The sequence below is a fragment of the Massilia sp. BGA-UO-ETr-WB1 genome (genome assembly GCF_059567845.1).
The window spans coordinates 948,348-967,799 of sequence record NZ_JCAQOT010000023.1; the positions used below are offsets into that span (position 1 = coordinate 948,348).

At 68.9% G+C, this 19,452-nt stretch carries 13 protein-coding genes; 10 read left to right on the plus strand and 3 right to left on the minus strand.

Features of this window, described 5'->3' with window-relative positions; translation table 11 throughout:
- Positions 1-51 precede the first annotated feature (51 nt).
- From AC56DV_RS12675 to AC56DV_RS12715, 9 genes are all read left to right on the plus strand, one after another.
- On the plus strand, positions 52-336 hold the full coding sequence (locus tag AC56DV_RS12675; RefSeq protein ID WP_496314629.1) for a DUF6916 family protein: 285 nt from the start codon (positions 52-54) through the stop codon (positions 334-336).
- A gap of 18 nt (positions 337-354) precedes the next feature.
- Positions 355-864: a phage tail protein gene (locus AC56DV_RS12680; protein ID WP_496314630.1), complete on the plus strand. Its 510-nt coding sequence runs from the start codon at positions 355-357 to the stop codon at positions 862-864.
- 19 nt (positions 865-883) lie between these two features.
- Entirely contained in the window at positions 884-1,420 is a 537-nt protein-coding gene (locus AC56DV_RS12685) for a phage tail protein (protein ID WP_496314631.1), read from the plus strand.
- 8 nt (positions 1,421-1,428) lie between these two features.
- Positions 1,429-1,950, plus strand: coding sequence for a phage tail protein (locus tag AC56DV_RS12690; protein WP_496314632.1), 522 nt, complete (start codon positions 1,429-1,431; stop codon positions 1,948-1,950).
- A gap of 2 nt (positions 1,951-1,952) precedes the next feature.
- Positions 1,953-2,471: a GNAT family N-acetyltransferase gene (locus AC56DV_RS12695; RefSeq protein WP_496314633.1), complete on the plus strand. Its 519-nt coding sequence runs from the start codon at positions 1,953-1,955 to the stop codon at positions 2,469-2,471.
- 2 nt (positions 2,472-2,473) lie between these two features.
- Complete coding sequence (locus AC56DV_RS12700) at positions 2,474-2,917, plus strand: DUF6916 family protein (RefSeq protein ID WP_496314634.1); 444 nt, start codon at positions 2,474-2,476, stop codon at positions 2,915-2,917.
- 102 nt (positions 2,918-3,019) lie between these two features.
- The gene (locus tag AC56DV_RS12705; RefSeq protein WP_496314635.1) at positions 3,020-12,880 is read left to right on the plus strand and encodes a YDG domain-containing protein; all 9,861 of its coding nucleotides are present in this window, start codon (positions 3,020-3,022) and stop codon (positions 12,878-12,880) included.
- On the plus strand, positions 12,880-14,607 hold the full coding sequence (locus AC56DV_RS12710) for a ShlB/FhaC/HecB family hemolysin secretion/activation protein (protein WP_496314636.1): 1,728 nt from the start codon (positions 12,880-12,882) through the stop codon (positions 14,605-14,607). The genes AC56DV_RS12705 and AC56DV_RS12710 overlap by 1 nt, the downstream gene beginning before the upstream one ends.
- A gap of 81 nt (positions 14,608-14,688) precedes the next feature.
- A complete protein-coding gene (locus tag AC56DV_RS12715) occupies positions 14,689-14,937 on the plus strand; it encodes a hypothetical protein (protein WP_496314637.1) in 249 nt (82 codons plus the stop codon).
- On the opposite strand, the gene AC56DV_RS12720 is transcribed toward AC56DV_RS12715, so the two are convergent.
- Positions 14,915-16,099, minus strand: coding sequence for a multidrug effflux MFS transporter (locus AC56DV_RS12720; RefSeq protein WP_496314638.1), 1,185 nt, complete (start codon positions 16,097-16,099; stop codon positions 14,915-14,917). The genes AC56DV_RS12715 and AC56DV_RS12720 overlap by 23 nt on opposite strands.
- 193 nt (positions 16,100-16,292) lie before the next feature.
- On the opposite strand from AC56DV_RS12720, the gene epsC reads away from it, so the two are divergent.
- Positions 16,293-17,222, plus strand: coding sequence for a serine O-acetyltransferase EpsC (gene epsC, locus AC56DV_RS12725; protein WP_496314639.1), 930 nt, complete (start codon positions 16,293-16,295; stop codon positions 17,220-17,222).
- Here the strand turns inward: epsC and AC56DV_RS12730 are convergent.
- Entirely contained in the window at positions 17,219-18,580 is a 1,362-nt protein-coding gene (locus tag AC56DV_RS12730) for an LLM class flavin-dependent oxidoreductase (protein ID WP_496314640.1), read from the minus strand. The two genes, epsC and AC56DV_RS12730, sit on opposite strands and share 4 nt — an antisense overlap.
- Positions 18,577-19,440, minus strand: a complete 864-nt coding sequence (locus AC56DV_RS12735; RefSeq protein ID WP_496314641.1) for a MetQ/NlpA family ABC transporter substrate-binding protein — start codon at positions 19,438-19,440, stop codon at positions 18,577-18,579. Before AC56DV_RS12735 ends, AC56DV_RS12730 begins: the two co-directional genes overlap by 4 nt.
- Positions 19,441-19,452 lie beyond the last annotated feature (12 nt).

Genomic DNA, 19,452 nt, shown 5'->3' on the forward strand with positions numbered 1-19,452 from the left:
GTTGTTGCGGATATAATGATTGTTTATTAAATTACAATCGATGTGCCGCTCGTGCAAGATCTCTCCCTGGAATTCTTCAGCTCCTATGAAGGCGCGCAATTTGGCGTGGCCGGCAGCGGCGGCGTGGTGCTGCGTTTGGCCACCGTCAAGCCCGCCGGCATGCCTGGCTATGCGCGCCCGCAAGCCTTTTCCCTGATCTTCGAAGGCCCGGTCCAGCCCAATCTCGGGCAGGGCATGTTGCGGTTGCACAACGAAACGGCGGGCGATTTCGATATTTTCCTGGTGCCGGTGGGCGCCAAGGCCGGCGCTATCCAATACGAAGCCGTTTTTAACTGAATCTTGCAGGAGTAATCCATGGCTGAACCGTTCCTGGCCGAAATCCGGCTGATGTCGTTCCAATTCGCGCCCCAGGGCTGGGCGCTGTGCAACGGCCAATTGTTGCCGATCAACCAGAACCAGGCATTGTTCTCGCTGCTGGGCACCACTTACGGCGGCGACGGCCGGGTCAATTTCGCCTTGCCGGACATGCGCGGCCGCACGCCGGTGCATAAAGGCTCTTTGTTTTCGCTGGGCACGCAGATGGGCGCGGAATTCGTCACGCTGAGCGAATCGCACCTGCCGCCCCACACCCACGTCGGCAAGGCCAGCGATGTACTCGCCAACAGCAGCACGCCGGTGAACGGCATGGTGGGCCGCAAAGGGCGCCTGGGCCACGACGTGTTCGGCGCACCGGACAACCTGATGGCGCTGAACAGCGCTGCCGGCGCGAGCGTGGGCGGCGGCCAGGCGCACGAGAACCGCCAGCCGTCCTTGACGCTCAGCTACTGCATTGCGCTGCAAGGCATTTTCCCTTCCCCGAACTAACTCAACGCGGAGCGACACCATGGCGCAACCTTATGTCGGCGAGATCCGCCTGTTTGCAGGCAGTTTCGCCCCGGCCGGCTGGATGATCTGCGCCGGCCAGGCGCTGCCGATTTCTGAAAACGAAACGTTGTTCCAGCTGATCGGCACCACTTACGGCGGCGACGGCCAGGAAACTTTCTGTTTGCCGGACCTGCAAGGCCGTGTCCCGGTGCACCAGGGGCAAGGGCCGGGCATCAGCACGAGCTACATCGTGGGCGAGATGTTCGGCGTGGAAAGCGTCACCCTGAGCACCAGCCAGATACCGGCGCACCGCCATCCTCCGGTGGCCACCAGCAACCGCGCCAGCCCGGCTTACACCGCCAGGACCGGCGTGCTGGCCAGTACCGGCGGCGTGCCGGTCTACGGCCTAGCGGGCGGCAGCCTGAGCCAGATGCGTTCGGATGCCAACACGTTCACCGGCGCCACCGGCGGCAGCCAGCCGCACGACAACATGGGGCCTTCGCTGGGCATCAACTACATCATTTCTCTGTTCGGGCTCTTCCCGAACCCTACCTGAGGACCGCCATGGCCGACCCGTTTGTCGCGGAAATCCGCATCTTCCCCTTCAATTTCGCGCCCAAGGGCTGGGCGTTTTGCGACGGCCAGCTTCTGCCGCTGTCGCAGAATACGGCGCTGTTCTCGCTGCTGGGCACCTTCTACGGCGGCGATGGCAAGTCGACCTTCGCCCTGCCGGACCTGCAGGACCGCCACCCCCTCGGCGTGGGCCAGGGCGGCGGCCTGTCCGAGCGCTACCTGGGCGAGATGACGGGCTCGGAAACCGTCACGCTGCAGCAGTCTGAAATCCCGGCGCACAGCCATAACCAGGGCGGCGGCGGCAGCCAGGCCGCTCACAGCGTACCGGGCCAGTCGGTGGTGATGGGCGTCACGCGCGGCACGCAGATCTATTCCACCACCGGCGCCACGGTCGACGCCTACGCAGGCGGCCTGGCCACGTCCGGCAGCGGCCTGCCGCACAACAACCGCCAGCCTGCGCTGGGCTTTAACTTCTGCATCGCGCTGCAAGGCGTGTTCCCGCCGCGCTCCTGAGCATGAGCGACGCCTTGCACCTGCGCCCCATCGCCGAAGCGGATATGCCGCTGCTGCAGCGCATCTACGCCAGCACGCGCGCGGCCGAACTGGCCGCCGTGCCGTGGGACGACGCGGCCAAGGCCGCCTTCGTGCAGATGCAGTTCAAGGCCCAGCACCAGCACTATACCCAGCACTACGCGGGCGCGCAGTTTTGCGTGGCCGAAGTGGTGGAAGGCCAGCGGCGCACGCCTGTCGGCCGCCTGTACGTGTGGCGCCGCCCCGGCGCGCTGCACATCGTGGAGATCACGATACTGCCCGAGTTCCGCCAGCGAGGTTACGGCACGCTGCTGCTGCAAGCGCTGCAGCGCGAGGCGGCCGAGTATGGCAGCGGCAGCGGCGGCGCGGTCAGCATCCACGTCGAGCACGGCAATCCGGCGCTGTCGCTGTACCAGCGGCTGGGCTTTCAGAAAATCCGTGAAAACGGCATGCACGACCTGATGGAATGGCGCGCGGCCGGGCAAACAAATATCCAGGAGTGAAAATGAAACGACGCGATGTGTTGAAACTGTACGCTGGCTCCGCCGTCATCGGCGGCATGGGCATGGCCGCCGGCGCACCGGCGGTGGCGGCTGGGACAGGCACCGCAGGCGCCGCTGCTGCCGTGCCCGGCGACGCCGGCTACGCCTGGAGCCTGGCCGGCGCCAGGGCGCTGGTGGGCCAGCAATTCTGGCTGAACCACCCGGACCTGCGCGCCGTGCCGCTCAAACTGCTGAAAGTGGCCCAGCCCGCCAAGCAACCCGACCCGGCCACGCAGCAGTTCTCGCTGGTGTTCGAAGGCGCGGCCCTGCTGGCGGTGGCCGAAGGCACCTACGAGTTGCAGAACAGCCGCACCGGCACGTTCCAGCTGCACCTGGTGCCGCTGCCGCGCGCCAAAGGCCTGAGCAACTTCCGCGCCGACTTCAACTTGCTCAACATCACAGCCTGATGGACTCGGATTGCGCGCTACGGCCGCCAGCCGGGCGGCCGCGCGCACCACGCCATCACGCCAGTTAAATTTTTCGCCTGACCCCAACGCTACGGAAACCCCATGCACAAACATGCCACCATGAACCGCTACTACCGCCTCGTCTGGAGCCATGTGCACGCCTGCTGGGTGGCGGTGGCCGAAGGGGCGCGCGGCCATGGCAAGGGCGGGGCGCGCCGCCGCAAGGCCACGCTGCTGGCCGCGCTGGCGGCGGCGGGCATGGCGGGGGGCGGGGCTGCCGGGACCGCATCGGCCGCGCCGCCGCTGCCCACCGCGCTGCCAACCGGCGGCCAGGTGGCGGCGGGCCAGGCGCAGATCAGCACCAGCGGCAGCCAGATGACGGTCAACCAGTCCACCGCGCAGGCCATCCTGAACTGGGGCAGCTTCGACATCGGCGCGCAGGCCTCGGTGCAGTTCAAGCAGCCGTCGGCCAACGCCGTGGCGCTGAACCGCGTGCAGTCGGCCAACCCGTCGCAGATCTACGGCAAGCTGGACGCCAACGGCCAGGTGTTCCTGGTCAACCCGAACGGCGTGCTGTTCGCGCCGGGCGCGCAGGTGAACGTGGGCGGCCTGGTGGCGTCCTCGCTGGGTCTGGCGGACCGCGACTTCCTGGCACGCGACTACAGCTTCGCAGGCGAGGGCGGCGGCGCGGTGCGCAATGAAGGCAGCATCGCGGCCATGCGCGGCGCGGCCGGCGGCTACGTGGCCCTGCTGGGCCCGAGCGTGGCCAATAGCGGCAGCATCAGCGCCCCGCAGGGCAGCGTGGCGCTGGCCGCCGGCCAGCAGATCGGCGTCGACCTGCGCGGCGACGGCCTGATCACCGTGCGCACCAGCCGCGGCGCGCTCAACGCGCTGGCCGAGAACCAGGGCCTGATCCAGGCTGCCGGCGGCCAGGTGCTGCTGAGCGCGAGCGCGGCCGATGCGCTGGCGCGCGCCAGCGTCAACAACGCGGGCCTGGTGCAGGCCGGCGGCTTGAGCACCAAGGGCGGCAGCATCCGCCTGGTGGCCGAGGGAGGCGACGTGCAGGCGGGCCGGCTGGAGGCGTCCAGCCAGGACGCGCGCGGCGGCAGCGTCGCCATCAGCGGCAAGGCGGTGTCGCTGGGCGGCGCCATCAGCGCGGACGGCGCGCAAGGCGGCAGCGTCAGCGTGACGGCGGCCGGCGCGCTGGCCTCGGGCGGCACCGTGTCGGCGCAGGGCACGGCCGGCGACGGCGGCAGCATCAGCTACCGCGCAGGCGGCAGCCTGACGGAAACCAGCGGCGCCACGGCCAACGCAGGCGGCACCGGGCAAGGCGGCAGCATCGCCGTGCAGGCAGACGGCGGCTTGATGACGTCGGGCAGCTACAGCGCGCGCGGCGGCGCCGGCGGCGGCCGCATCGACCTGTCCGGCGGCACGGTCAGCCTGCTGAGCGCCAAGGTGGACGCCTCCGGCGAGCAGCAGGGCGGCCTGGTGCGCGTGGGCGGCGCCTTCCAGGGCGGCGCCGCGCAGGACGGCAGCGCCGACCCGCGCTTCGTCCAGCGCTGGGGCCGGACGGCGGACATCGCCTCGGCCGAGCGCACCTTCATCAACGACAGCAGCGCCATCGACGTGAGCGCGCGCGGCGCGGCCGGCGCGGGCGGCACGGCCGTGGTGTGGTCGGACCAGCAAACCACCGTGCTGGGCACGGTGAACGCGCGCGGCGGCGCCGTCGGCAGCAATGGCGGCGCGGTGGAAGTGTCGTCGAAAGGCGACCTGCGCTACGTGGGCCTGGACGGCATCAGTGCCGGCGCCGGCGGCGCGCTGCTGCTGGACCCGAAAAACCTGGTCATCGGTGACTTCAACTACGCCTACACCTGGACCGCCGAGGCCATCCTGGGCAGCGGCTACACGGGCGGCAAGAACGCCGACGGCGGCCTGCTGGCCAGCGGCGCCAGCTTCGGCTCGTCCGTGGCCATGAGCGCGAACGGCACCGTGCTGGCGGTGGGCGTGCCGATGGACGGCAACGTCACCACTTCCGGCAGTGGGACCAATCCCGTCTACACGGCCGGCACCGGCGAGGCGCGCGGCTCGGTACGCCTGTTCGGCTTCACCGACGGCAATTTCAGCGGCGCCACGCTGCGCAGCAACATCGGCTCCGGCTACAACGGCGATGCCGACTACAACCTGACGCTGGCGGACGGCGCGCTGTTCGGCAGCTCGGTGGCGCTCAACGCGGCCGGCACCAAGCTGGCCGTGGGCGCGGTGGGCGACAACGTTGGCGGCGGTTCGGTGCGCCTGTTCGATTTGGCTGCCAACACCAGCAAGCCGACCCTGACCAGCACCATCTATGGCGGCGCAGGCGGTACCAGCGGCACCTCGCACGCCCAACAGTTCGGTACCTCGGTGGCGCTGAACGGCGACGGCACCAAGCTGGCCGTGGGCGCCGTGAACGACAGCGGCGGCAACAACGACTGCTCCAGCTGCGGCGCGGTCTACCTGTTCACCAACGGCGCGCTGACCACCACGCTGGGCGCCAACTACGCCAGCGCCTTCAACGCCGGCGCCAACGCGCAATTGGGCTCGGCCGTTGCGCTCAACGCGGCCGGCGACAAGCTGGCGGTGGGCGCGGTCGGCGTGGACGACCTGAAGGGCGCGGTGTACACCTTCAACTGGGGCGCTTCGGTGTCGCAGAGCGCCACTTACAGCAGCACCGCCAGCAGCAACGGCAGCAGCCTGAACGTCAACCTGTCGAGCGGCGAGCTGTTCGGCTCCTCGCTGTCCTACAGCGCGGACGGCACGCGCCTGGCGGTCGGCTCGCCGTCCACCGGCGGCGTGGCCGATGCCGGCCTGGGGCCGGGCAGCGTGCGCCTGATCGACACTTCCGGCGGCGCGCCGGTGCTGAAAGCGGTGCTGCAGCGCGGCCTGCGCCTGGCCGACGGCACCTTCCACACCACGCCGGATTATTCCGGCTTTGGCTACGCGGTGGCGCTGAACGGCGCCGGCGACCGGCTGGTCGTTGGCGCGCCCTATGCGAACAGCGCCAACGGCGGCCTCGAAGGCACCGGCGCCGTGTACGCTTATTCGCTGGCTGCCCCGGTGTTCCGCGACGTGAACTATACCGACGCCACCGGCCTGAACGTGGGCATCGACGCCTCCGCACTGGCGCAGCAGCTCTTCAACGGCACCTCGGTCACGCTGCGCGCCAGCAACGACTTGCTGGTCAATGCCTCAGTGCTGGTCGGCAGCGGCGCGGGCACGCGCGGCAACCTCTCGCTGGAGGCCGGCCGCAGCATCACCGTCAACCGCAACATCTCCACCAACGGCGGCAGCCTGTCCTTGCTGGCCAACTCCTCCAGCAGCTCGGTGTCGGCTACCGACCGCGACGACGGCAATGCCGGCATCACCGTGGCCAGCGGCTATACGCTGGACAGCGGCAGCGGCCAGACCTCGCTGACCATAGCGACCGGCGCCCGCACTGGCGACGACGCCAGCGGCGACATCCAGATCGACGGCACCGTGCGCGGCGCGCGCATCAGCCTGATCAACAGCGGCAAGACCGCCGGCAGCGACGTGCGCGTTGCCAGCACCGGCCGCCTGATCGGCACCGCCACCTCCGGCACCTCGGTGCTGGTGGCGGCGGGCGGCGCCGGCAGCGACGCCACCGCCAGCGGCACCTTCGTCAGCGCCGCCGGCACCAACACCATCAGCGCCGGCGCCGGCAGCCGCTACCTGGTGTACTCGGACGCGCCCACCAGCACCACGGAAGGCATGACCGGCTATAACAAGCACTACAACCAGGCCTACACCGGCTCCGACCCCTCATATGCGGGCAGCGGCAACTGGTTCCTTTACAAAATCGCACCGGTGCTGACGGTCACGCCCAACAGCGGCGTCACCAAGGTCTACGACGGCCTGGCCATGGGCGCGATCGGCTACGTCACGCCGACCGGCCTGATCGACGGCGACGCCAACGCCGGACTGACCGGCAGCCTGTCCGGCACCGACAGCAAGAACGTGGGCAGTTACGCGGTCCAGTTGGGCTCCCTGGCCAGTTCGCTCGGCTACACCATCGCGCTGGCGGCGCGCACCTACAACATCACGCCGCGTGCGCTGACCGCCACCGCCGCCGGCAACACCAAGGTGTACGACGGCCTGACCGGCGCCACCGTGACCTTCGGCGACAACCGCGTCGGCGGCGACGCGCTGACCCTGAGCGGCAACGCCAGCTTCGGTTCCAAGGGCGTGGGCAACGGAAAATCCATCAGCGTCAGCGGCATCGCCCTGTCCGGCGCGGACGCGGCCAACTACTCGCTGATCAATTCCACCGCCGTCACCACCGGCAATATCACGCCGCGCACGCTGCACGCCACGGCCGGCGCCGTGAGCAAGGTGTATGACGGCCTGACCGGCGTCACCAGCATGAGCGGCGTGCTGAGCGACGACCGCGTTGCGGGCGACGTGCTGACCTTGACCGGCAGCGGCAATTTCGAGGACAAGAACGCCGGCGGCGGCAAGACGGTGAACTACACTGGCATCGCCATCTCCGGCGGAGCGGACGCCGCCAACTACGTGCTCGATTCGGCCACGGCCGCCGGCACCGGCGCCATCACGCAGCGCACGCTGACGGCCACCGCCACAGGCGTGGACAAGGTCTATGACGGCTTGACCACCGCCACCGTCACGCTGGGCGACAACCGCGTCAGCGGCGACGCGCTGACCCTGAACAGCACCGGCGCCAGCTACGCCAACAAGAACGCCGGCAACGGCAAGACCATCAGTGTGAGCGGCATCTCGCTGTCCGGCACCGATGCGGCCAACTACACGCTGGCCAGCACCAGCGCCACCGGCAGCGGCAACATCGCCAAGCGCACCTTGACCGCCACCGCAGCCGGCGTGGACAAGGTGTACGACGGCCTGGCCACCGCCACCGTGACCATGGGCGACGACCGGGTTGCCGGCGACGTGCTCACCGCCAGCGGCGCGGCCTCCTTCAGCGACAAGCACGCCGGCGCCGGCAAGGCCGTCACCGTGACCGGCATCGCGCTGAGCGGCACGGACGCGGGCAACTACACGCTTGCCGGCGCCACCGCCAGCACCACGGCCACCATCACGCAGCGCGCGCTGACCGCCACCGCCGTCGGCGTGGACAAGGTGTACGACGGCCTGACCGCCGCCACGGCCTCGCTGTCCGACAACCGCGTGTCCGGCGACGCGCTGACGCTAACCGGCGCCAGCGCCAGTTTCGCGGACAAGAACGCGGGCGCGGGCAAGACCGTATCGATCGAAGGCATTACCCTTGGCGGCGCGGACGCGGCCAACTACACGCTGGCCTCGACCACTGCCACCGGCACCGCCAGCATCACCAAGCGCGCGCTGACCGCCAGCGCCACCGGCATCGACAAGGTGTACGACGGCCTGACCGGCGCCACCGTCACCCTGGGCGACAACCGCCTGGCGGGCGACGTGCTGGTGCTGAGCGGCAGCGCCGCCTTCGGCGACAAGAACGTGGGCAGCGGCAAGGCTGTGACGGTCACCGGCATCGCGCTGGGCGGCGCGGACGCGGGCAACTACGCGCTCGCCGGCGCCACCGCCAGCACCACCGCCGCCATCACACCGCGCACCCTGGTGGCCAGCGCCACCGGCATCGGCAAGGTATACGACGGCCTGACGACAGCTGCCGTCACCCTCGGCAGCGACGCCGTTGCGGGCGACGTGCTGTCGCTGAGCAGCACCGGCGCCGCTTTCTCCGACAAGAACGCGGGCAGCGGCAAGACCGTCAGCGTGACCGGCATCGCACTGGGCGGCGCGGACGCTGGCAACTACACGCTGGCCTCCACCACGGCCAGCACCACTGCCACCATTTCGCAGCGCGTGCTGAACGCCAGCGCCACCGCCAGCGGCAAGGTGTACGACGGCCTGACGGCCGCCAGCGCCACGCTGGGCGACGACCGCGTGGCCGGCGACGTGCTGACCCTGGCCAGCAGCGGCGCGTCCTTCGCGGACAAGAATGCAGGTGCCGGCAAGACCGTCACCGTCCACGGCATTACCGCCTCGGGCGCGGATGCGGCCAACTACACGCTCGCTTCCGGCACCGCCACGGCGACGGCCGACATTGCGAAACGCACGCTCACGGCCAGCACCGGCACCGTCGACAAGGTGTATGACGGCCTGGCCGCAGCCACCATCGCACTCGGCGACGACCGCCTGGCCGGCGACGTGCTGACCACCAGCGGCAGCGCCGTCTACTCGGACAAAAACGTTGGCACGGGCAAAACCGTTTCCGTCACCGGCATTGCGTTGTCCGGCGCCGACGCTGGCAACTACACGCTGGCCTCGACCTCGGCCACCAGCACCGGCAGTATCACGGCGCGCACGCTGCACGCCACTACTGTGGGCGGCGGCAAGGTCTACGACGGCCTGGCAAGCAGCAGCGCCACGCTGTCCGACGACCGCGTGGCGGGCGATGCGCTGATCCTGACCGGCGGCAGCGCCAGTTTTGCGGACAAGAATGCGGGCACCGGCAAGGCAGTCACCATCGGCGGCCTGGCGCTGTCCGGCGCGGACGCGGGCAACTACGTGCTGGCTTCGGCCAGCGCCACCGGCAGCGCCGACATCACGGCGCGCGTGCTGACCGCCGGCGCCACCGCCGCGAACAAGGTCTACGACGGCAACGTGCTGGCCGGCGTGAGCTTCAGCGACGACCGCCTCTCCGGCGACCTGCTGAGCATCACCGGCAATGCCGCCTTCGCGGACAAGAACGCGGGCAGCGCCAAGACCGTGAGCGTGACCGGCATGGCCCTGAGCGGCGCGGACGCCGGCAACTACACGCTGGCATCGGGCAGCGCCACCAGCAGCGCCGCCATCACGGCGCGCCAGTTGTCCGTCGGCGCCAGCGCCGGCAACAAGGTGTACGACGGCGCCACGGCCGCCAGCGCCACGCTGAGCGACAACCGCGTAGCGGGCGACGTGCTGTCGCTGAGCAGCACCGGCGCCGCCTTTGCGGACAAGAACGCCGGCAGCGGCAAGACCGTGACGGTGAGCGGCATTGCGTTGTCCGGCACGGACGCTGCCAACTACACGCTGGCCTCGACCAGCGCCACCGCCAGCGCGGACATCACCCAGCGTGTGCTGAACGCCAGCGCCACCGCCGCCAACAAGGTGTACGACGGCCTGACAACGGCCAGCGCCACCCTGGGCGACGACCGTGTCGGCGGCGACGTGCTGACCCTGTCCAGCACCGGCGCCGCCTTCGCGGACAAGAACGCCGGCAGCGGCAAGGCCGTGACGGTGAGCGGCATCGCCGTCTCCGGCACGGACGCCGCCAACTACACGCTGGCCGCCACCACCGCCACCGCCAGCGCGGACATCGCCAAGCGCGTACTGAACGCGAGCGGCAACGGCGCGGTCAAGGTCTATGACGGCCTGCTGACCGGCCAGATCTCGCTGGGCAGCGACGCCATCGCCGGCGACGTGCTGGACCTGAGCGGCGCGGCGACCTTCGCCGACAAGAATGTGGGCAGCGGCAAGGCGGTGACGGTCTCCGGCATCGCTCTGGGCGGCGCGGACGCGGGCAACTACACGCTGGCCTCGACCTCGCTGGCGACCACCGGCTCCATCACCCAGCGGACGCTGACCGCCACCGCCACCGGCAGCACCAAGGTGTACGACGGCAGCGTGTCCGCCGCCGTCACGCTGGCGGACAACCGCGTGGCCGGCGACGACCTGGCGCTGTCGGGAAGCGGCAGCTACGCGGACAAGAACGCGGGTGCCGGCAAGACCATCACCGTGGGCGGCATTACGCTGTCCGGCGCGGACGCGGGCAACTACGTCATCGCACCGGGCGCGGTGCAAACCACCGGCGCCATCACCGCGCGCGCACTGAGCGCCACCGCCACCGGCCAGAACAAGGTCTACGACGGCAGCGTTGCCGCCCGCGTGACGCTGGCTTCCGACGCGCTGGCAGGCGACACGGTAACCCTGGCCGGCCAGGCGGCGTTTGCGGACAAGAACGCGGGCAACGGCAAGGCGGTCAGCGTGACCGGCCTGACGCTGTCCGGCGCCGATGCGGGCAACTACGTGCTGGGCTCTACCACCGCCAGCACCACCGCCAGCATCACGCCGCGCGCGCTGACCGTGGGCGCTTCGGCCGCCGGCAAAGTGTACGACGGCACCACGTCCGCCAGCATTTCGCTGAGCGACGACCGGATCGCCGGCGACCAGCTGGCGCTGTCCAGCAGCGGCGGATCGTTCGCCGACAAGAACGTCGGCAGCGGCAAGGCAGTGACGGCGAGCGGCATTACGCTGTCCGGCGCAGATGCCGGCAACTACCTGCTGGCTTCCACCACCGCCAGCGGCAGCGGCACGATTACGCAGCGCACGCTGACCGCGAGCGCCACCGCCAACGGCAAGGTCTACGACGGCACCACCAATGCCACCGTTGCGCTGAGCGACGACCGCCTTGCCGGCGATGCGCTGTCCCTGAGCAGCGGCAGCGCCAACTTCGCCGACAAGAACGCAGGCAGCGGCAAGGTTGTCAGCGTGAGCGGTATCGCGCTGTCCGGCGCCGACGCGGGCAACTACGTACTGGCCACCGGTACTGTGAACACCACCGGCGCCATCACCCAGCGTGCGCTGAACGCCAACGCCGCCAATGTGACCAAGGTGTACGACGGCAGCACCAGCGCCACCGTGGTGCTGGGCGACGACCGGATTGCGGGCGATGCGCTGCAGGTGAGCGGCCAGGGCAGCTTCAGCGACGCCAACGCAGGCAGCGGCAAGACGGTGAACATCACCGGTCTGGCGCTGAGCGGCGCGGACGCGGGCAACTACACCTTCAGCGGCGGCAGCGCCACCGGCAGCGGCACCATCACGCAGCGCGCGCTGCAAGCCAGCATCGCCGGCAGCACCGTCAAGACTTACGACGGCACCGCCAGCGCGGTGCTGACCCCGGGTTCCGTGGTGCTTTCCGGCTTCGTGGCGGGGCAGGGCGCCACGCTGCAAAGCGGCAGCGCCGGCCGGTACAACGACGCCAACGTGGCGGGCGCCACCACGGTGACGGCCAACCTGTCGTCGTCGGACTTCAGCGCCGCCCAGGGCACTCTGCTGTCGAACTACCTGCTGCCAACGGTGGCCAGCGGCGCGGGCGCCATCACGGCGCGCACCGTGACGGTGACCGGCGTGCAGGCGGCCACCAAGGTTTACGACGGCACCACGGCCGCCACGCTGAGCAGCCGCGGCACGCTGGCTGGCCTGGTGGCGGGCGAGAGCCTGACCCTGAACGGCCCCGCAACCGGCGTGTTCGACAGCCGCAGCGCCGGCGCCGGCAAGACCGTCACCGCCAGCGGCTACTCGCTGGCCAGCGGCGCCAACGGCAACGCGTCCAACTACGCGCTGGCCAGCACCACGGCAACCGGCACCGGCACCATCTCGCAAGCCACGCTGACCGTGGTGGTGGACGACAAGTCCCGTGTGCAGGGCACGGCCAACCCGGCCTTCACCAGCACCGTCAGCGGCCTGGTGGGCGGGGACACGCGCGACGTGCTGGGCAACCTGGTGTTGAGCAGCAGCGCCACGACGCAGTCGGCGGCGGGCCAGTACGCCATTACCGCCAGCGGCGGCGCGGCGCCGAACGACTACCGCGTGTTCTACCTGGACGGCGTGCTGACCGTGACGTCGGCCGGCGTGCAGCCGGGCCAGTTCGACCCGGTGTCCGCCATTGTCAACAGCGTGAACCCTGTCGCCGCAACGGCCCAGGGCTTCGGCAGTGGCAGCTTCGGCGCCGCGTCCGGCGGCAGCAGCCCGCAAACCCTGCTGGCGGAAGCGCGCGCAGAGAACAACGCCAACAACGGCAACAACGGCAACAACGGCAATAACGCGGGTGCCCCGGCGCCGGCAAACGACGTCACTTTCGTGAACGGCAATTCGAAGATCGTGTCGCGCAACGGCGGCGTAAGGAACCTGGAGTAATGAGCAACATGAATCACATGGAAGTCAAAGCCCGCGCCGCCGCACTGGCGGTATTGCTGGCGCCCGCCGCCGTGTTCGCGCAGACCGTGCCGGACGCCGGCGGCGTACTGGAATCGAACCGTCCGCCCGCGCTGATCCCGCCGGTGCGCTCCGGCGCCAAGGTGGTGCCGGACGTGAAGCCGCAAACCAGCGCCGCGCTGCCTGGCGAGCAGAAGGTGTTCGTCAAAGGATACGCCTTCAAGGGAAACACCGCCTTCACCGAACAGGAACTGGCCAAGGTGCTGGCGCCGTACGCCGGCCGCGAAGTGAGCTTCAATGAACTTGGCCAGGCCGCACTGGCCATCTCGGCGCACTACCGCGCGCATGGCTACCTGATCGCGTCGGCTTCGCTGCCGCCGCAGGAACTGGCGCAAGGCGTGGTCACCATCCAGGTACTGGAAGGCCGCCTGTCCAGCGTGCGCCTGGTGCCGGACGCCAGCGTGCGCGTGAGCCAGGAGCTGGTGCGCCGCTACTTGGACGGCGTGCTGCGTCCCGGCCAGCCGCTGAAGGAAGCGGAGCTGGAACGCGCCATGCTGCTGGTGGAAGACCTGCCGGGCGTGAACGCCCGCGCGGAACTGAGCCCCGGCGCGCAGTTCGGCGAAACGGCGGTCGACATCGGCCTGTCCGAAGGGCCCATGTTCAACGGTAACGTCAGCCTGGACAACTCCTCCAACCGCTACACCGGCCGCACCCGCATCTCGGGCGGCCTGAATGTGGACGATATCGGCGGGCAGGGCGGGCAACTGTCGGCGCTGGCCTCCACCACCGGTTCCGACTTCAACTATGGCCGCCTGGGCTACGTGATGCCGGTGGGCGCGGCGGGCACGCGCGCCGGCGTGGCGCACTCGCGCATGCGCTACAAGCTGGGCAAGGAATTCGAATCGTTGGACTCCAGCGGCAGCGCCAACATCAGCCAGGTGCTGGTGACCCATCCGCTGCTGCGTTCGCGCTTCCGCAACGTGCAGCTGCGCGCCGGCTACGACGACAAACGCTATGAGAACTCGGCCAGGGACGTGCAGATCAGCGACAAGCTGGTACGCAACGTCACCGTCGGCCTGAGCCTGAACGTGCAGGACGACGTGGGCGGCGGCGGCCTGGTGTCGGCCACCGCCGACGTGACGCGCGGCGACGTGGACCTGTCGCGCAACGCCGCCTTCGCCGCCGGCGACGCGGCCGGCCCCGGCACCGCAGGCAAATTCACCCGCTTCAACTACCAGGTCAGCCGCATCCAGGCCCTGGTGCCGGGCGTAACGCTGCTGGCCAGCGTCGGCGGGCAGCTCGCATCGGGCAACCTGGAGTCGGGCGAGAAGCTGTCGCTGGGCGGGGTGGGCCGCGTGCGCGCCTATCCGGCCGGCGAGGCGAGCGGCGACGCGGGCCATACCGTGACGCTGGAAACCCACTGGGACGTGCCGGCCTACAAGCTGGACCTGTCGGTGTTCTACGACGTTGGACGCGTCACGCTGGTGCGCTCGCCGTACGCGGGCGCGCTGGCCGCCGGCGCGGCCAACAAGTACAGCCTGCAGGGCGCGGGCGTGGGCGTGAGCTGGCGTCCGATGGCGAAAACCGTCGCCTCGCTGCAGATTGCCACCAAGATCGGCAGCAATCCGGCGCGCGCCGCCAACGGCGACGACTCGGACGGCACCTCATCGCGCACCCGCGCCTGGGTGCAGATCGCCCGCTATTTCTAAAGAGGGGTGATAGCCTGCCGTGCGCCCCGGCGCGCTGCGGCAGGCTTATACTGGCTCCCAAAGCTATCTTGGAGAACAGCAATGGATGAGCAACAGCGGCGCCAGTTTATCAATCAGGTATGGCAGCGCTTCGAGGAAGTGCAGAACTGGGCCATCGCCAACTGGCCGGACCGCGACCGGCCGCTTTCCACGTCCGACTTTGTCGAGGCGCGCAAGGAGATCCTTGCGCTGGGCCTGACGGGTGACGCGCGCCTGCCGCAGCAGGCGGAGCCTGAACCGGAGCAGGGCGGCGCGCAGTATATTGACGTTACGCCGGCGCCGTGGCCGTAGCGCGGTGCGCCGCCACCCAGGCGGCGAAGCTGATCGCCAGGCCCGCCATCACCCCGCAAGCCAGCTTGTAGGCGCTGTCGAACAGCAGCGGCGCCACCACGCCCGAGATCAGCGCGAACAAGATCATCTGGATGAACGACTGCATCGACGAAGCCAGCCCGCTGTTGTTGGGGAAGTGGTTCAGCGCGATCAGCGTCATCGGCGGCATGGCGATGGCCAGCGCGAATGAATACACGAACAGCGGCAGCACCGCCCACGGCACTTCCGCCGCGAACCAGTAGTTGTATGCCATGTTGGCGGCGCCCGCCGCACCCATGATGGCGTAGCTGGCCCAGATCTGCGCGCTTTGCGAATAGCGCTTGGCCAGCTTGCCGGACAGCGCAGACCCCACCACCGATCCGCTGATCAGCGGGAAGAACAGCCAGGCGAACGCCGTTTCCGGCAGGTGCAGGATGTGCATCACGAAATAGGCGGCCGAGCCGATGTACAGCGCAAAGCCGCCGAACGCCATGCCCACGCTCACGGACAGCAGCAGGAACTGGCGGTGGCACAGCACTCTCCAGTAGTTGGCCGCGATCGCGCCCGCGTGGAAGGGATGGCGGTCCTGCTTCGGCAGGCTTTCAGGCAGCAGGCGCAGCACGGCGAAATACATCAGCACGCCGAAGCCGGTCAGGAACCAGAAGATGGAGCGCCAGCCGAAGGACACCTGCAGCCAGCCGCCCAGGATGGGCGCGAGCGCCGGCGCCAGGCCGAACACCATCATCACGTGCGACATGATCTTCTGCGCCTCGGCGCCCTCGAAGCGGTCCTGCACGATGGCGCGGCTGACCACCATGCCGGCGCCGGCCGACAGGCCTTGCAGGATGCGGCAGGCCAGCAGCACGCCGAACGACGGCGCCATGGCCGCGACGATGGAGGCGGCGGTGTAGATCACCAGCGACACCAGGATGACCGGGCGGCGGCCGAAGGAATCGGACATGGTGCCGTAGAACAGCATCATGAAGGCGAAGCAGAACAGGAACAGGCTGAGGGTCTGCTGGATGGCGATGGGGCTTGCATCGAATGCCAGCGCGATGGCCGGGAATGACGGCAGATAGGTGTCGATGGCAAGCGGCCCGACCATGGTGAGGCCGGCCAGGAGCAGTGTCAGCAGAATATTCATAGATGGGTTATTGTTGCCTGGAGCGGTATTTTACGTCACGCACGCGGCTTCTGCCGCTTGGGCTTCCGCAGGCATGCTTCCGCAGGTATATCGATATGCGGATTACGCATATCGAACGGCGAAATAATTCCTTCGCTTTGCGGGGGCGGGTGATTATGCTCCCAAGGCTATAACATTGTTTTTTTGAGATCCCATGACTATCGATACTTATGACGGCACCGGCGTGCGCCCTGCGCACTGGAATCTGGGACCGGTGATCGAGCAGCTGCGCATTTCGCGCGAAGCGACGCACAACATCCGCCACCAGGGCCGGGTGCGCGAGCTGCCGTCGCGCGAGGCGCTGACCACCATCGTCAACGGCCTGTCGGCCGTGCTGTTCCCCACCCATTACGGGCGGCCCAACCTCACCGACGAAAGCATCGACTACTTCGTCGGCGACACCCTCAACACCACGCTGAACCGGCTCACCGAGCAGGTGCGGCGCGGCTTGCAGTTCCGCGAGCAGTGCAACCACAGCAGCGAGGAAGCGCTGACCGAGCAGGCCAACAACATCACGCGCGAATTCGCCGCCGGCCTGCCGGCCATACGCGCGCTGCTGGTGTCGGACGTGCAGGCCGCCTTCGCGGGCGACCCGGCGGCAACCTCTGTGGCCGAGATCATGCTGTGCTATCCGGGCACCATCGCCATCCTGCACTACCGCCTGGCGCACTTGCTGCACCAGCTGGGCGCGCCGTTCATCGCCCGCCTGATCTGCGACATTGCGCACTCCAAGACCGGGGTCGACATCCACCCGGCCGCGCAGATCGGCGCCAGCTTCTTCATCGACCACGGCACCGGCGTGGTGATCGGCGAGACCGCCATCCTGGGGCAGCGCGTGCGGCTGTACCAGCACGTCACGCTGGGGGCCAAGCGCTTCCCGGCCGACGCCAGCGGAGCGCTCATCAAGGGCACGCCGCGCCATCCTATCGTGGAGGACGACGTGGTCATCTACGCCGGCGCCACCATCCTGGGCCGCATCACCATCGGCGCTGGCTCCACCATCGGCGGCAACGTGTGGCTGACGCAAAGCGTGCCGGCCGACAGCAACGTGTCCCAGGCGCAGATGCGCAACGACTGCCGCTAAGCAGGCGAGGGCGTCCGCGCCCGTCCCGGCAGCCCGATCCCCAGCGGGTTTCCCAACTTCTGCCGCAGCGTGCCGGGCGCGTATTCGCGCTGGTAGCGCCCCCGGCGCTGCAGCTCGGGCACGATGTATTCCACCACGTCCCGCATCGATTCGTGCGCCACGGCGAAGGCCAGGTTGAAGCCGTCGATGCCGGTGTCGTCCTGCCAGCCCTCCAGCAGGTCCGCCACCTGGCGCGCGTCGCCCACCAGTACCGGCCCTCGCCCGCCGAGGCCAATGAACTCGGCCGCTTCGCGGACCGTCCATGTGCGTTCCGGGTCCGCCTGGCTGAAAGAGGCCAGCGCCGAGCGGCCCGCGTCCGAGTCGATATAGTCTATGGTCGCGTCCAGCGGATAGGCGCTGAAGTCCACGCCGGTCCAGCCGGACAGCAGCGCGAGCGCGGCCTCGATATCGATATGGCTGCGGTATTCCTCGTACTTGGCCCACGCCTCTTCCTCGCTGGCGCCGGTAATGATCAGCGCCTGCGCGTAGATCAGCAGGCTGTCCGGCCGGCGGCGCGCCGCCACGGCGGCGCTGCGCAAGTCGTCCACGTATTTGGCCACCACCGCCTTGCTTGGGCCGCTCACGAAGGTCACCTCCGCATGCTGCGCCGCGAACGCCGTCCCGCGCTTCGATGTGCCTGCCTGGAACAGCACCGGCGTACGCTGCGGCGACGGCGCGCACAGGTGGATGCCCGGCACCTTGTAATAGCGGCCCTCGTGTGCAATCGGGTGCACCTTGGCCGGATCGATGTAGACGCCGCGCTGCTTGTCGTTCACCACCGCGCCGTCTTCCCAGCTGTATTCCCACAGCTTGCGCACCACCGCCAGGTACTCGTCCGCCAGGTCGTAGCGCTCGTCGTGGCCCAGCTGGTGTTCCAGGCCGAGATTGCGCGCCGCGCTGTCCAGGTAGCCCGTGACGATATTCCAGCCGATGCGGCCGCGCGTCAGGTGGTCCAGCGTGGATATGCGGCGCGCGAAAGTGTACGGATGCTCGTAGGTCAGCGCGCAGGTAACGCCGAAGCCAAGGTGCTCCGTGGCCTGCGCCATCAGCGGCACCAGCGCGAGCGGGTCGTTCAGCGGTACCTGCACCGCGTGCTTCAGCGCCGCCTCCACGCCGCCCTGGTAGACGTCGTATACGCCCAGCACGTCGGCCAGGAACACGGCGTCGAAGCGGCCCGCCTCAAGCAGCCGCGCCAGTTCGGACCAGTGTTCCGGCTCGGTGTAGCGGTGGCTGGTATCGCGCGGATGGGTCCACAGGCCGGGCGACTGGTGGCCCACCGTGTTCATCTGAAACGCATTGAAGCGGATACGCTTGCTCATTTAGCCTCGAGCGCCAGCTGGTAGTCGGTCTTCGAATAGTCGGCAAAATGCTTGTTGGTCACGGCCAGGAATTCGCGCGAGCGGTAGGCCGCTTCGATGTCCTTGGCGAACTGCTTGTTCTTGTCCGCCGTGCGCACCGCCACCAGGTTGATGTAGTTCGGCGAGATCTTCTCCGTCACCAGCGCCTCGCTCAGCTTCAGGCCCGAGGCCAGCGCGTAATTGCCGTTCACGAAAGAGTAGTCCGTGTCCTGCAGGGAGCGCGGCAACTGCGCGGCTTCCAGCGGCACCAGCTTGATCTTCTTCGTGTTGGCGGCGATGTCCTTCTCGGAAGCGCGGATCGGGTCGGTGCCGGTGCGCAGTTTGATCCAGCCCAGCTGGTCCAGCAGCACCAGCGCGCGCGCCTGGTTGGCCGGATCGTTGGGCAGGGCCACCGTGGTGCCTTCTTTGGCGTCGTTCAACGTCTTGTGCTTTTTGCTGTAGATGGCGATGGGGGCGGTGGGGATGGTCACCAGTTCGCTCAATGCGAGTTTGTGCTCGCTGGCGAACTTCTTCAGGTAGATGATGTGCTGGAAGACGTTGGCGTCCAGCGAGCCGTCGGCCAGCGCGAAATTGGGCTGGATGTAGTCGTTGAACTCAACCAGCTTGACCTTGTAGCCCTGCTTTTCGAGTATCGGCTTGATGCCCAGCTTGATCTGGTCGGCGTAGGGGCCGGCGCTGGTGCCGATCACGACTTCCTTCGGGTCTTTGGCGTTGGCCGGCGCCGGGGCGAGGCCCGCAGCGAGGCCGGCGGCGGTGAGGACTGCAACGCTGAGTGCGCGCAGGACGAGGGTGCGGCGGCGGGCGTGGTGGAAAGTGGTCATGGATACTCCTGT

Coding starts and splice junctions, on each gene's coding strand:
- AC56DV_RS12690 (WP_496314632.1), top strand. CDS start 1,429: ATGGCCGACCCGTTTGTCGCGGAAATCCGCATCTTCCCCTTCAATTTC.
- AC56DV_RS12700 (WP_496314634.1), top strand. CDS start 2,474: ATGAAACGACGCGATGTGTTGAAACTGTACGCTGGCTCCGCCGTCATC.
- AC56DV_RS12710 (WP_496314636.1), top strand. CDS start 12,880: ATGAGCAACATGAATCACATGGAAGTCAAAGCCCGCGCCGCCGCACTG.
- AC56DV_RS12685 (WP_496314631.1), top strand. CDS start 884: ATGGCGCAACCTTATGTCGGCGAGATCCGCCTGTTTGCAGGCAGTTTC.
- AC56DV_RS12705 (WP_496314635.1), top strand. CDS start 3,020: ATGCACAAACATGCCACCATGAACCGCTACTACCGCCTCGTCTGGAGC.
- AC56DV_RS12695 (WP_496314633.1), top strand. CDS start 1,953: ATGAGCGACGCCTTGCACCTGCGCCCCATCGCCGAAGCGGATATGCCG.
- AC56DV_RS12730 (WP_496314640.1), bottom strand. CDS start 18,580: ATGAGCAAGCGTATCCGCTTCAATGCGTTTCAGATGAACACGGTGGGC.
- epsC (WP_496314639.1), top strand. CDS start 16,293: ATGACTATCGATACTTATGACGGCACCGGCGTGCGCCCTGCGCACTGG.
- AC56DV_RS12735 (WP_496314641.1), bottom strand. CDS start 19,440: ATGACCACTTTCCACCACGCCCGCCGCCGCACCCTCGTCCTGCGCGCA.
- AC56DV_RS12720 (WP_496314638.1), bottom strand. CDS start 16,099: ATGAATATTCTGCTGACACTGCTCCTGGCCGGCCTCACCATGGTCGGG.
- AC56DV_RS12680 (WP_496314630.1), top strand. CDS start 355: ATGGCTGAACCGTTCCTGGCCGAAATCCGGCTGATGTCGTTCCAATTC.
- AC56DV_RS12715 (WP_496314637.1), top strand. CDS start 14,689: ATGGATGAGCAACAGCGGCGCCAGTTTATCAATCAGGTATGGCAGCGC.